This window comes from Candidatus Eremiobacteraceae bacterium, from assembly GCA_035314825.1.
Lineage (GTDB): Bacteria > Vulcanimicrobiota > Vulcanimicrobiia > Eremiobacterales > Eremiobacteraceae > JAFAHD01.
In genome coordinates, this window is sequence record DATFYX010000049.1 from 1 (window position 1) to 11810 (window position 11810).

The window sequence follows — 11810 nt, forward strand, 5'->3', positions numbered from 1 at the left end:
GCGACCCGCACGCCGATCAGGCGGACGGGTTTGGATGGCGCGGCCCGGCGCAGGCAGAATGCCGCCGCGGCATTGATGATGCGCGCGTCGTCCGCCGGTTCCGCCAACGACGTCTGACGCCCCACGATGGTGAAATCTGAGAGCTTGATCTTGACGCCGACGGTGTAGGCCCGCAGGCTGCGCTTTTGCAGGCGCTGCGCAAGCTCATCCGCTTGTGCCATGATAACCGGCAGAAGCTCGTCGACGGTCGCCACGTCGCGCTCGAACGTCTCCTCACTGGAGATCGAGCGCACCTCGTCGCTGTCGCTGACTCTGCGCCGATCGATGCCGCGCGCCAGGTCGCGCAGCTCCCGTCCGAAGCGACCCAGTAGCGCGTAGACCTGTTCGTCGGTCAACGCGGCGATCTGCTCGATGCGCTCCAGGCCGCGCGCGTTCAGCCGCGCCTGCGTCTTGGGTCCGATGCCCCACAGACGGCCGATCGGCTTGGTCGCGAGGTACGCTGCCTCTTCGCCGGGCGGCACGCCGACGAGCCCATCGGGCTTGCCGTCGTCGCTCGCGATCTTCGCGACCATCTTGCCGCTGGCGACGCCGATCGAAATGGATAGCGCGGTGGCCGCACGGACCTCATCCTTGATGCGCCGGCCCTGTGCTAGAGCCTCCGCCAACGAGACGTCGCCGAGATCGCAGAACGCCTCGTCCATCGACATGCCCTCGACGGTGTGCGCGTGCTCGCGCAGCACGGCGAAGACCGCCTTGCTGGCCTCGCGGTACTTGTCGAACGCTGGCGGCACCACGACGAGCTTGGGGCAGCGCGAGCGCGCCTGATAGAGCGGCATGGCGCTGCCGATGCCGTACGGCCGGGCCTCGTAGGAAGCGGTCAGCACGACCGCGCGCCGGCTCGCGCCCGCGACGACGAGCGGCACGCCGCGCAGCGCGGGTTCGTCGCGCTGCGCGACCGCGGCGTAGAACGCGTCGAGATCGGCATGCAGGATCACGTCACGCAATTCGCACCGTGCGGCCAGGTGCCTTCGCCGCGGACAGCGTAGTCACGGCGCTGCACATTTCAGGCCAGACAGTCAGCCGATTCTCAAACCGGCGGGTGCCATGACGCCCGCCGTGCCGCCTCGCGCTAACCTCGGAGCTGGAGCGTCGCGCTCGCGCCTGCCGTCGTAACCGGATCGATCGAGATGATCCGCACAGTCACTGGACCGCCGCTGACCATCTCGATGGGAGCCGAAAAGCGCCCATCCGGGCCGGCGGTCGCATCCATCGTGAACGTCGCGTCGCCCGCTGCAAGCGCTGCGGTGCTGGCTGCCGACGGCGCTGCGGCGATGCGCACGCGCGCGTTGGGCAGGGTCGTGCCCTCCACGACGAATGACGGTCCGATGCTCGAGTTAGAAACCGGGACCAGCTCGCTGAGGAAGTTCTGCGCACCGCTGGCGCTCGTCGCGAACGTCCACGACTTGTCGAACGCGGCACCGTTCATCGCTTTTCCGGTGATCTCTGCCGTGTGCTGCTGCGCGCTCAGATCGTACGGAGCTGCGAACATGAATTCCGTGCGCGACACGTACGCGGTGGACGACACGTCCTGTCCGTCGATGAGAAAGCGGATGCTGTTGGCGGCGACCGGCACGCCGAACTGCCCGTAGAAACCCGGGCGCGCCGAAGGGATCACCGACTCTGGGGCAGGCTGCAGAGCGATGATGCTCACGTCGGTCTGCGGCGGTTGCGTCGCGGGCACGTCGGCCCGTGCGCCGCCGGTCGCAATGCACATCGCTGCCATCAGCGCGAACCCGCCGAGCGCGAGCGGGAATGATATCGAGAAGCGTCGTTTGCTGATCATGACTCGTTTACGAACCTCCTGGTCGCCTTGTACCCGCCGCCCGGGGTTCGCCAACCATTTCGCGTCGCTTACGGCCCGTCCGGTTGTTGTGTTCCGAGCAGCATGAAACGCTCGGCCAGGCGCACCGGCCACATAGCGCCGTGCTCGTGACGGACGAGCGGGTCGGTCAGGATCGCAGACACTCCCATGAGCTTCGCGGCGAGGACGTCGGCGAACAGCTGATCCCCGACGACCATCGTCTGCGATCGTCGCGCGCGCAGCTGCCGCAGCGCGCGCATCACACCGAACGGCAGCGGCTTGAGGGCCGTGTGCACGAACGTGACGATGCCCAGCATCGTCGCCACGCTTGACACCCACGCCCGCACGTTGTTGGAGACGATCGCGATGGCGAAGCCGCGCTGTTGTGCCGCACGCACCCACTGCGCCACCTCGGGCGCAGGCTCGAGCGATTTGTAGCCGACCAACGTGTTGTCGAGGTCGATCACCATGGCGCGAAAGTTCGCCGTCCACAGCGCGTCGAGAGAGATCTCCACGACGCTGCGCACCTGGCGGAACGGACGGATGAACTGCCGGGGATTGCGCAGCTTCACGGGGCCGCGGACGGCACGAACACCGAGATCGCGCTGGGCACGACGCGGACGTGCGCCGGCGTCATCGAGATGATCTCGCCGTCCGCCTCTATCGGCTTTGCGCGCTTCGTGCGGATGTCAAACGTCTTGCCGTGCATCGTCGCCACGGATGGCGCCTCGTCGTAGCGCCGGCGCATGAGCGCCTGCATGGCGTCGAGGTACGACCACCAGTAGCGGAACGACACGCTGTACAGATCGAGTTCGTGATCGTCTATCTCCGCCTCGTCGCTGGCCACGAATCCGCCGAACGAGCGGCTGTTGCCGATCGTGAGCTGCGCGGTGCGCAGCACCGTTTCCCTGCCGTCACAGGTGACCTGAGCGGCGAACCGGCGCAGCCTGCGCATGACTTGGAAGGCTCGATACGGCAGCGCCAAGACGCCGAATCTCGCTTTGATGTCTTTGCTCAGCAGCCGCGAGACGGCGGGACTCAGGCCGATGCTCATCTCGTTGACGAAATAGATGCCGTTGACGCAACCGACGTCGATGCGGCGGGTCGCGCCGCGCGCGATCACCGTGCACGCCTCTTCCAGATCGCTTGGGATCTCCAAGGTCTTGGCGAGGTCGTTCGCCGTCCCGAGCGGGAGGATGCCCAGCGGCAGCTGCGTTCCGACGAGGCCTTGCAGCGCCGCGTGGAGCGAGCCGTCGCCTCCACCGACGATCACGAGGTCGCAAATGCCGGCGTTCGCTTCGATCGCTTCGGCGGCCGCCGTCTTGTCCGTGAGTTCAGGTGCGAGAAGCTCAAAACCGGCGCGCACGAGCGCGCTCGCCACGGCGTCTTTTCCATCGGCCGCTGCGCGCGCGTTCGGATTGACCAGCAGCAACGCCCGGCGCCGTTCCGGTTTGGGGGTTTCGTCTTCCAGCTCTCGAGGCTGCGTCGTCTGCATGCTATTCTACGACCCCTGGGCTTCGCGGTCACCGAAGTTGCAGCGCGAGAACATCGGGTCGACGCCGAACCGGCCTGCGAATGCCAGCAACGCCACGCCGGCCGCGCTGACGGCGACCGGCGCCACCAGTCCGAAGAAATCGGAGAACCGGATCCCCACATCGATCGCGAAGATGACGAACACGCCGGCGTTGACCAATAGCTGGCGGCGCATGCTTTTGCGGGCAGGCGCGCCCAGCGAGGCGTAGTCGAACCACTCGAACAGGCCGGCCGCCAGCGCGGCCAGGACGCCGGCGCACAGCGCGTAGAACGCGACGCTTGGCCAGATCCAATTCTCGCGGTCGATCAAACTCATCAGGTCGCAGGCGAAGGCGAACAACCAGAGCGCGGCCGGCGATGACACCAGCACGGGGTGCAGCGGACGCCGGGCTCGCATCGCATCGCTCTTCAACGATCCGCCTCATCGCCGCCGACGTCGATCTGGATCTCGTAGTATCGCCACCAGGACACGGCGAACCCCGGCGCGACCCCGCCCATAGCGAGCGAGGTGATCTCGACCGCGTACGAGTCGCCTGCGTCGCGCAGTTGGATGAAACCGCGCGATGAGAGCTCGTGCAAAGCTCGTTTCACCGTCTGCGTCCGCATGCCGAACACCAGGCTTTCGTCGGCGCGGCGTATCGACGCGAACCCGTCGTTCCAGCCCCAGACGTACAGCAGCTTGAGCGCTTCGGCGCTCGCAGGCTCGAGCACGCCGCTCGGGCTCAGCGAGTCGATCGCGTCGAGTGCATCGTTGATGGAATTAGACACCGCGACGATCTGCAGCTTCATCGGTGGATGCCCGCGTCACTCGCGAGAACCGAGGGCGGGTGGCCCGTCTTCACCGCGCACCGGCGGCCGAGCGCCCTGTGGATTGTTGGCCGACTGTCCGGGCGGGATCTCGCCCTCCTGCGTGCGCGTGTCGGCGCTATCGTCAGGTTCCCTACCGTCCGGCTTGTCGGCCGGTTCGTCGTACCGCTTCTGCTTTTCCATGCGTACCTCCGCATGATAGATCATTCCCGAAACCGGCAGGGCGGAAACCGGACGCATGTTTGCGCTCGTACGCTCGCGGGGAATATGGGGAGCATCACTCTGCTGCGTGAACGCGCGAGGAGAAGAAATGGCAAACCTGCTTTGGACCGTCATCGTCGTCCTGTTCGTCCTGTGGCTGCTTGGTTTTCTGCTGCACTTCGGCGGCGCCCTCATCCACATACTCTTGGTGATCGCCTTGGTGGCGCTTGTGATCAACCTCGTGACCGGCCGGCGTCCGGTCGCCTAGTTCAACAGGCACCGATGGGCGGTGTCGACGCAAGACGAGAAGCGCCGATGCAGGCGCTTCTCGTTTTTTGGTGCGGCGCATACGCGTTATGACAGCACGCGGCAAGCGCTCCGCCTAGGTCCGCGAGGCTCCCGCGGGGCTAGGAACGCCCCCAGAACACGAACAGCGCGGCCGCGGCGGCCCCCATCGCGACGATCGTCACCCATCCGAGGGCATTGACCAGCGGCGAGTTCGTCCGTTCGCCGACGACCCGCCTGTCGTTGCTGAGCAAGACGACGAACACCAGCAGTACCGGCGCGAGGACGCCGTTGATCACTGCGGTCCAATACAGCGCAGCCACCGGGCTGATGCCGAGAAAATTGATCGCGACGCCGACGAGTGTGGACGCAATGATGACGCCGTAGAATTGCGGAGCGCGCCCGGGGTTCGTGGAAAGCCCGGCCTTCCAGCCAAGGGCGCCGGACAGCGCAAAGCCCGATGACGCGGTCAAGATCGGCACGGCTAGGAAGCCGGCCCCGATCATGCCGATGGCCAAGAGCAGCTCTGCGCCTTTGCCGGCCAACGGCACGAGCGCTTTGGCGACATCGGAAGCCGTCTGCACGTTTGTATGCCCATCTGCGTGCAGCGTCGCGGCGCATGACAAGATGATGAAGTACATCACGATCTGCGAGAACAGCATCCCCGAGCTGACGTCCACCGCCATGTACCGCATCTCGGCGTCGGTCGTTCCCTTGCGCTGGTGCAGCGATCGCCGGCCGAACTCGATGTCCTCTTCGACCTCCATGCGCGCCTGCCAGAAGAACATGTACGGTGAGATCGTCGTGCCCAAAATCGCCACGAGCGTCGTCAGATATCCGGCGCCCAGCGAGAACGTCGGGACAAAGGTGCCGCGCAGCACCGCAAGCCAGTCCGGCCTTGCAAAAAGAGCAGACCCGATGTATGCGAACAACGCGAGCGCGAGCCACTTGAAGATCGTGGAGATCAAGCGGTAGGAACCCCAGATCTGCAGGGCGAGGATCAAAAGCCCGACCGGCACGACCAGCGCCGCGATCGGGATGGGGACCAAGAGGTTGATCGATGCGGCGATGGCACCGAGGTCCGCTCCGGCGTTGATGCAGTTTGCGACCAGCAGAGCGCCGACCAGCGGAATGACTATAGAGCGCGGGTAGCGCTGGCGCAGCACTTCGCTGAGCCCTCGTCCGGTGATCTGCCCGATCTTGGCGCACAGGAACTGTGTCACCGCCATCATCGGCAAGGTCACCAGTGCTGTCCATAACGTCGAGTAGCCGAGCGACGCGCCCGCTACTGCATACGTCGCGATGCCCGACGGATCGTCGTCCGATGCGCCCGCGACCAGCCCGGGACCCAGAAGCGCCAAGAAGCGCCCGATCGGCGTCGCTTCCCGGCGCAACTTCGCTTCTCGAACGCCGACGGCCGTGGCGGGTGCCACGGCCGTCGCGCTCGCGCCGCGGCGCGCAGTACGCGCTCGATTCGAAGCAAAGCTCATACGCAGCGCCTAACGCACACGCTCGGTGGCGATGTCTTCGAAATTAGGATAGATCGTGTCGCTCTTGATCTGCTGCGTCAGGTACGCGACGGTCCGCGGCGAGGATGCCAGCATGTTGTGATAGCGGTCCCAATACGCTTGCACCGACTGAGCGAAGGGCGCCACCCACGTGTCGGACAGCCGTGTGCTGCCGTTTGGGCTCACCGGCGATTGCTTTGACAGCGCCGCATAGGCGACGTTGAACGCCGCGATCGCGTTTCGCAGCCGGGTCGCGTATACGTCGTTCTTGCGCGCATCGAATGAGTCGACGCTGCCGGCCTCGGCCAGAAAGCCGGCATATGCGTTGCTCTTGGTCTCGAGATCGGTATATGCGACCATCAGCTGGTTGATCGAGGGCGCGTCAAAGGTATGCTTCGCGCTGATCACCATGGCGATCGCCTTAGCTCTCGTCTGTGCGAACGGTGCCAGCTTCTCGCTGAGTTCGTTCGACGTCGCCGTGGCGTGGCGCGCGCAACCGCCGACGAGTAGCGCGGCGAGGCACGTCCGGATCAGCGCAGAGGCGAGCGAGCGAGCGCGCATGGTACTCATGCTGAGATGTATACCCGTTAGAGCACATTTCTAAGCGGGTATAGGTGTTCCGCACTGCCGACACAGGAGGACTAACGTATGAGCTATACGCCGCAAGTCCGCGACACGAATAACGGAGCGACCATTTTTGGAATCGTCGCGGTCGTCGTGATCGCCGCGCTGATCATGCTGTTCGCGTGGCGTCCCTGGACGACTCCGACATCGACGACGAACAATACATCGACGACCGTGGTCCAACCGACAGCCGCGCCGCCGGCGACGGCCCAACCCGATCCGAGTTCGACCTAACGGCGACGTCCCATAGAAAACGAGCGCCGCTTCAAGCGCGGCGCTCTTTTCCCGTTTCCGACCTATCGATCAGCGGCGAGCACCAACTTTCTGGCGATGGCCGTTGCCGCTAGTCCCGCGCGCGGACTGCGCCACGTCATTCGTACCCGTTTCTGCTTGCGCGTTGACGTTCACCGATAGGTCGGTGAGCTTCTCGTCGGTCTGCTTCTCCTCATCGAGTGTCTGCTCGAGCAGATCAGCGACCTCGCTTTGACCTAGTAGCTCGGCATGCGTCCGAGCGGTACCGTAGGCAGCGATCTCATAGTGCTCCACTTTCTGGGCGGCGCCGATCAGCCCGGCGTCTTGGACGTTGTCGGGGAGTCCCTCTTCGATCAGCTCCTTGCCCTCTTCGATTAGCCCTTCCATCGCGGCGCATTTCTTCCCACGCGCCGGCAAGCCCAGCAGATTGAAGACCTGTTCGAGACGCTCGACATGTCCCTTCGTCTGTTCCAGGTGGTCCTCAAAGGCGCCGCGCAGCTCATCGGAGGTCGCCGCCTTCGCCATCTTCGGGAGCGCTTTGACCATCTGCTGCTCCGCGCTGTACAGGTCCTTGAGCTCCTCGATCAAGAGACCTTTGAGACTTGTGTTCGTCATGATACTCCTCTGTCTTGAAGATCGCGCGATCGAGCGCACGACGCGGAAGTCCGCGCAGGTGTGGGTGTACCCGCGACGACGACTGCGAAACGCCCGCGGGCAGACGCGCCGTTACGCCGGGTCACCTGTGGGTAAAGAGCTACAGACGCCAGCGCGGCTGAAGCGTTATTCGACCTGATGGAGGAGCGACACGATGAAAGACACGTCCGAGCTCGGGCGCAAACGGGGAACCGAGACCGAGCTTGACCCCGGTTCGTCCGACAAGACCCGCAAGCCGGGAACCGACGATCAGCTCGATCCCCAAAACGAAGTGGACACGCAAGACGAGGACGGCGAGATCGACGAAGGCGGCACGCTGACGAACGAACAGCTCGGCGAGAAGTGACGCCGCGGTCGGGCACGGCGCAGCATCCGAGAGGACGGCTGCGCCGCCTGACTTACGAGGCTACGCGGTAGTAGCGTTCCGCGCGGGTCAGAATCGCCGGCGCATCGTCGGGCATCGCCCGTCGCAACCACACGATCATCGCCTCAGCGTCGGGAAGGCTCGCCCACGCGCGCTCGCGCACCTCGTTGACGCGGTGCGCGAGCGTGCCGCCGTGATCGCCCATGATCTCCTCGAACGCTCGATGCAAAGCCGCCTCCAGACCTCCTCCAGGGTCGGTCGGCGCGAGGTGGGTATGCGTCCGTAGCAGCGCCTCAACCGCGTTCGCGTCGAACGGCTCCGTGAAGATATCGATCGGGTAGGCGCAGAATAGATCGAAGTCGATCCTCGCGCGCAACTCGTTCCAGAGGTTCTCCAAGCGCGCGGCCGACGCATAACGTTTTGCTTTCCAAAGCTCGCCGACCATGTCGCCGTATGCGTGCACGCCTGTGGCCCCGTTGCGCCCGGCGGCCGCCCGCATCATCGTCCCGATCGTTTCGTCGAATCTCGTAGCGTCAGGTTCGCCAGCCACCTCGATGCGGGCAAGCGTCTCGGCCGCGTCGAGCAAGATGAGTCCACCGCGCATCCATCCGGGTTGTGAGATCGCACGTGAACCCTTGAGTTCGCGGACGAACGCGGTGCGATGGGCCGGCGTCGCGACCACGACAAGACAGTGTCCGCGCTCGATGCCGTCCTTGAGGAATTGCGCTGCGTTACGCACCAGTGCGGTCTCGTCGGCCTGGTAGCACTGCACGAGATGCGTGCACGGACGCTGGCCCGAAGCTGCTGGCCGTACCGTCATCGAGTCCCTTTCCTCAGTGGTCGCAGCTTCTTTTACCCAAACCACATGCTATTCGCTGGCGGCAGGAGCGGCCGGTTCCGCGGGTGCGCTCAGGCCGGCCTCCGCAGCCGTGAACAATTGGTTGACGTGACCGGCCCGCAGACAGGTTTCGCAGATCGCCGCATCGGCGTCCGGCACGGATATGGTCTTTTCCACGAATCGCTTGCAGACGTCGCAGACCGGCATGGCATGTGCCTCCGCTAGACGACAAGATGGAAACGCGGGCGCCTGTTTTTTTCGACTTGCGGGCGACTCCTGCTGCGGCCGTTCAGACCGGACTTTTCACCTGGGTGACGGCGTCGGCCACGGTGGGGAGCGTCGGCACGACTAGCGTCAAACCAGCGATGCGCAGGACCTTTGCGGCGAACCCCCCGTCGGCCGCCACGATGGCGAAGCGCTGGCGGCTGATACGGATGCGGGCGCTGAACTCCGCCAGCGTCGCTATGGTGCGGCTGTCGAAATACGAAACGCCGTTGAGGTCCACGACGATCCCCGGGCCGTCGGGCTCGGTGGAATTCTCCAAGAAGGCCTTCAACTCGTGGACGTTTCCGGTATCGATCTCGCCCCGCGCCAGCACCACGGCGACGCCGTCGATGGTCTGGCGCGAGAATCGCGCGCTAGGCGTCAACGGACACGTTCGTCAACGGCATGGCCAGACGCACCTTGGTCCCCTCTTCGCTGCGGTCGATCGTCACGTCGCCCACCAGCCCAGACATCATCTCCAATCCCCGGCCGCGATTGTCATCCCTCGGCGCGCGCCAGCGACCCCTGTCGCTGACCTCGACGACGAGGCGTCCGTCTTGCACGGCGCCCCGTACCCGCACAGAGCCGCCGCGAACGCCGTAGGCGTGTTCGATCGCGTTCATGATCGCCTCGCCCGACGCGACTTGCATGCTCGATCTGTTCGATTCGTCCAAACCCACCGCCATGTACAAGCGCTGCAATGCCTGCCGGAAGAGCCGGCCGCTGCCGGGCGCTGCGGGCAGCACCAGATCCAGCGTGCGCAGCGGCTCGACCGCCGTCGCGACGGTGAGCACCGCCACGTCGTCGCCGGGTGAGTCACCGACGATCGCCTCGGCGATGAAACGCGCCGCGTTGAGCTCGTTGCGCTGTAGCGCCAAACGTCCGACCTCCCGCAAGCGCGCCTCGCCGGCAGCGATGTCATGGTTGATTTCGATCAAGCCGTCTGTATACAATATGAGCAGCGACCCGAGGCCGATCTCGAGAGCTTGCTCGGGGAAGGTGCCCTCTCGGAATACGCCGAGCGGCTGGGACACGGGAACGGGTGAGACGATTTCTCCGGTCGCGGTGATGAGCACCGGCATAGGGTGCCCGGCGATCGAGCAGCTGAAACGTTGGGTCACGGCATCCAGCACACCGAACACCGCCGTGACCATGGTCGGCTTGTCGTTGAGGAGCAATTGGTTGGCGCGCGCCAGTACCGCCGAGGGCGGCAGCCCCTCGAAGGCGGCCGCGCGAAGGGCGAGCCGCACGGTGTTCATCGTCGCAGCGGCCTGCAGGCCTTTCCCGGCGACATCGCCGATCGAGAGCGCCAGTTTTCCGTCCGGCAGCTGGAATGCGTCGTACCAATCGCCGCCGATCTCGGCCTCGTGCGCGCCGGGTATGTAGTGTGCGCGGATGTTCATGCTCGGCACTTCGGGCAGCGTCTCCGGCAACGACGCGCGCTGGAGGGTGTCTGCGACCTGGTGTTCGCGCGCATACAGCTGGGCGTTGTCATAGGCGATGGCGACGCGCCGTGAGATCAAATACGCGAAGAGCAGATCGTCGGAGTCGAAATGACGGTCGGGATCGCACGAGACGAACGTCAAGGCGCCGATCGTGCGATCGCGGGCTTCGAGCGGCACGATGATCGCCGAACGCAATGAAAACCCCTCAAGCATGCCGCGTAGGCGTTCGTCGCCGCCGACCTGTGCGATGACGTCAAGGGGCAACCGGTCGTAGGTCTTCGGCCGACCGGTCGCGATGACGTGCGGGGCTCCCTCCGGAAGCGAAAGGTCGCTTGGCGCGTGTTTGAGCAGCGCCCGTGCTTCCAGCGTCAACCGCTGGTCCGAGTGCACCATCAGCACGCGTTCGACGGCGCCTGCGTCATTGACGAGGTCGACCGCATACCAGTCCGCCACTCGCGGCACCATGAGTTGCGCGGTACGCTCGAGGGTCGTCACCGGGTCCAGCGACAGCGAGAGCACGCGGCTGAGCTCCGCCAGAAATGCGACCTGATCCGCGCTCCTGCGCCGCGACGTCACGTCGAGCGCGAAACCGACCCAACCGCTCAACTCGTCGTTTTCATCGCGCAAGGCCACGCCGCGCGACATGATCCAGTAAAGCTTGCCGTTCGCGCCGCGGATACGGTACTCGCCCTCGAAGACGCGGCGGGGATCGCGCGCTGCCCAGGCGGCACGAAAGCGTTCCCTATCTTCGGGCGGCACCCGCTGCTCCCAGCCGCCAGCCGCGATCTGCTCCTTCGACATGCCAAGCATCGCGCAATATGACTCGCTCACATACAGCAGCTCTGAGCCGGACGGATCGACCTGCCAAATGCCGAAGGGGAGGGACTCTCCGAGCTCGCGGTAGCGCCGCTCGGTCTGACGCAACGCCTGAGCGGCCAGCTCTCGCTGGCGCAGCGTCTCATAGTCCGTGCGGGCAGTCTCGAGGTGGCGGGTCGCCACCTCAGCCAGGGTCGAGCGCTGGCGCGCTAATTGCACGAATCCGATCGCCACGCCGAGCGCCAGCAGCATGATAGCGGCGTCGATGACGATTCCGGCGACGCCGGGCACGACGCGGTTCCCGACTTCGATCAGCGTGAACAGCGGCGCGGCGACGAGCGCGCAGGCGATGCTCCAG

At 65.4% G+C, this 11810-nt stretch carries 17 protein-coding genes; 3 read left to right on the top strand and 14 right to left on the bottom strand.

Features of this window, described 5'->3' with window-relative positions; genetic code table 11:
- From dinB to VKF82_06650, 7 genes are all read right to left on the bottom strand, one after another.
- Positions 1–995, bottom strand: a 995-nt coding sequence (dinB, locus tag VKF82_06620) for a DNA polymerase IV (protein HME81734.1), incomplete at its 3' end; no start/stop codon positions are given.
- A 134-nt stretch (positions 996–1129) separates the two neighbouring features.
- Positions 1130–1843: a hypothetical protein gene (locus VKF82_06625; GenBank protein HME81735.1), complete on the bottom strand. Its 714-nt coding sequence runs from the start codon at positions 1841–1843 to the stop codon at positions 1130–1132.
- A 68-nt stretch (positions 1844–1911) separates the two neighbouring features.
- Positions 1912–2433, bottom strand: a complete 522-nt coding sequence (locus tag VKF82_06630; protein ID HME81736.1) for a YqeG family HAD IIIA-type phosphatase — start codon at positions 2431–2433, stop codon at positions 1912–1914.
- A complete protein-coding gene (locus tag VKF82_06635; protein ID HME81737.1) occupies positions 2430–3356 on the bottom strand; it encodes a lipid kinase in 927 nt (308 codons plus the stop codon). The genes VKF82_06630 and VKF82_06635 overlap by 4 nt, the downstream gene beginning before the upstream one ends.
- 6 nt (positions 3357–3362) lie before the next feature.
- Positions 3363–3791, bottom strand: a complete 429-nt coding sequence (locus VKF82_06640; GenBank protein HME81738.1) for a DUF2231 domain-containing protein — start codon at positions 3789–3791, stop codon at positions 3363–3365.
- 11 nt (positions 3792–3802) lie between these two features.
- Complete coding sequence (locus VKF82_06645; protein ID HME81739.1) at positions 3803–4183, bottom strand: hypothetical protein; 381 nt, start codon at positions 4181–4183, stop codon at positions 3803–3805.
- 15 nt (positions 4184–4198) lie between these two features.
- On the bottom strand, positions 4199–4384 hold the full coding sequence (locus VKF82_06650) for a hypothetical protein (GenBank protein HME81740.1): 186 nt from the start codon (positions 4382–4384) through the stop codon (positions 4199–4201).
- A gap of 127 nt (positions 4385–4511) precedes the next feature.
- Here VKF82_06650 and VKF82_06655 point away from each other — a divergent pair, with 127 nt between their 5' ends.
- Positions 4512–4670: a lmo0937 family membrane protein gene (locus tag VKF82_06655; protein ID HME81741.1), complete on the top strand. Its 159-nt coding sequence runs from the start codon at positions 4512–4514 to the stop codon at positions 4668–4670.
- A gap of 139 nt (positions 4671–4809) precedes the next feature.
- On the opposite strand, the gene VKF82_06660 is transcribed toward VKF82_06655, so the two are convergent.
- Both VKF82_06660 and VKF82_06665 read right to left on the bottom strand, forming a co-directional pair.
- Complete coding sequence (locus VKF82_06660; GenBank protein HME81742.1) at positions 4810–6081, bottom strand: divalent metal cation transporter; 1272 nt, start codon at positions 6079–6081, stop codon at positions 4810–4812.
- Positions 6082–6186: 105 nt separating this feature from the next.
- Positions 6187–6765, bottom strand: a complete 579-nt coding sequence (locus VKF82_06665; protein ID HME81743.1) for a hypothetical protein — start codon at positions 6763–6765, stop codon at positions 6187–6189.
- A gap of 78 nt (positions 6766–6843) precedes the next feature.
- On the opposite strand from VKF82_06665, the gene VKF82_06670 reads away from it, so the two are divergent.
- Entirely contained in the window at positions 6844–7053 is a 210-nt protein-coding gene (locus VKF82_06670) for a hypothetical protein (protein HME81744.1), read from the top strand.
- Between the two features lie 69 nt (positions 7054–7122).
- Here the strand turns inward: VKF82_06670 and VKF82_06675 are convergent, their stop codons facing one another.
- Complete coding sequence (locus VKF82_06675; protein ID HME81745.1) at positions 7123–7686, bottom strand: ferritin-like domain-containing protein; 564 nt, start codon at positions 7684–7686, stop codon at positions 7123–7125.
- Between the two features lie 193 nt (positions 7687–7879).
- Here VKF82_06675 and VKF82_06680 point away from each other — a divergent pair, with 193 nt between their 5' ends.
- On the top strand, positions 7880–8071 hold the full coding sequence (locus tag VKF82_06680) for a hypothetical protein (GenBank protein ID HME81746.1): 192 nt from the start codon (positions 7880–7882) through the stop codon (positions 8069–8071).
- A gap of 52 nt (positions 8072–8123) precedes the next feature.
- On the opposite strand, the gene VKF82_06685 is transcribed toward VKF82_06680, so the two are convergent.
- The 4 genes from VKF82_06685 to VKF82_06700 form a co-directional block, all read right to left on the bottom strand.
- Positions 8124–8909 carry an MEDS domain-containing protein gene (locus VKF82_06685; GenBank protein HME81747.1) on the bottom strand — a complete coding sequence of 262 codons (786 nt, stop codon included), beginning with the start codon at positions 8907–8909 and terminating at the stop codon, positions 8124–8126.
- Between the two features lie 48 nt (positions 8910–8957).
- Positions 8958–9134, bottom strand: coding sequence for a hypothetical protein (locus VKF82_06690; protein HME81748.1), 177 nt, complete (start codon positions 9132–9134; stop codon positions 8958–8960).
- 82 nt (positions 9135–9216) lie between these two features.
- Complete coding sequence (locus VKF82_06695) at positions 9217–9576, bottom strand: anti-sigma factor antagonist (protein ID HME81749.1); 360 nt, start codon at positions 9574–9576, stop codon at positions 9217–9219.
- On the bottom strand, positions 9566–11810 hold a 2245-nt coding region (locus VKF82_06700; GenBank protein ID HME81750.1), incomplete at its 5' end, for a SpoIIE family protein phosphatase. The genes VKF82_06700 and VKF82_06695, both read right to left, overlap by 11 nt.

Coding starts and splice junctions, on each gene's coding strand:
- VKF82_06635 (HME81737.1), bottom strand. CDS start 3,356: ATGCAGACGACGCAGCCTCGAGAGCTGGAAGACGAAACCCCCAAACCG.
- VKF82_06670 (HME81744.1), top strand. CDS start 6,844: ATGAGCTATACGCCGCAAGTCCGCGACACGAATAACGGAGCGACCATT.
- VKF82_06680 (HME81746.1), top strand. CDS start 7,880: ATGAAAGACACGTCCGAGCTCGGGCGCAAACGGGGAACCGAGACCGAG.
- VKF82_06665 (HME81743.1), bottom strand. CDS start 6,765: ATGAGTACCATGCGCGCTCGCTCGCTCGCCTCTGCGCTGATCCGGACG.
- VKF82_06640 (HME81738.1), bottom strand. CDS start 3,791: ATGCGAGCCCGGCGTCCGCTGCACCCCGTGCTGGTGTCATCGCCGGCC.
- VKF82_06655 (HME81741.1), top strand. CDS start 4,512: ATGGCAAACCTGCTTTGGACCGTCATCGTCGTCCTGTTCGTCCTGTGG.
- VKF82_06625 (HME81735.1), bottom strand. CDS start 1,843: ATGATCAGCAAACGACGCTTCTCGATATCATTCCCGCTCGCGCTCGGC.
- VKF82_06685 (HME81747.1), bottom strand. CDS start 8,909: ATGACGGTACGGCCAGCAGCTTCGGGCCAGCGTCCGTGCACGCATCTC.
- VKF82_06690 (HME81748.1), bottom strand. CDS start 9,134: ATGCCGGTCTGCGACGTCTGCAAGCGATTCGTGGAAAAGACCATATCC.
- VKF82_06645 (HME81739.1), bottom strand. CDS start 4,183: ATGAAGCTGCAGATCGTCGCGGTGTCTAATTCCATCAACGATGCACTC.
- VKF82_06650 (HME81740.1), bottom strand. CDS start 4,384: ATGGAAAAGCAGAAGCGGTACGACGAACCGGCCGACAAGCCGGACGGT.
- VKF82_06675 (HME81745.1), bottom strand. CDS start 7,686: ATGACGAACACAAGTCTCAAAGGTCTCTTGATCGAGGAGCTCAAGGAC.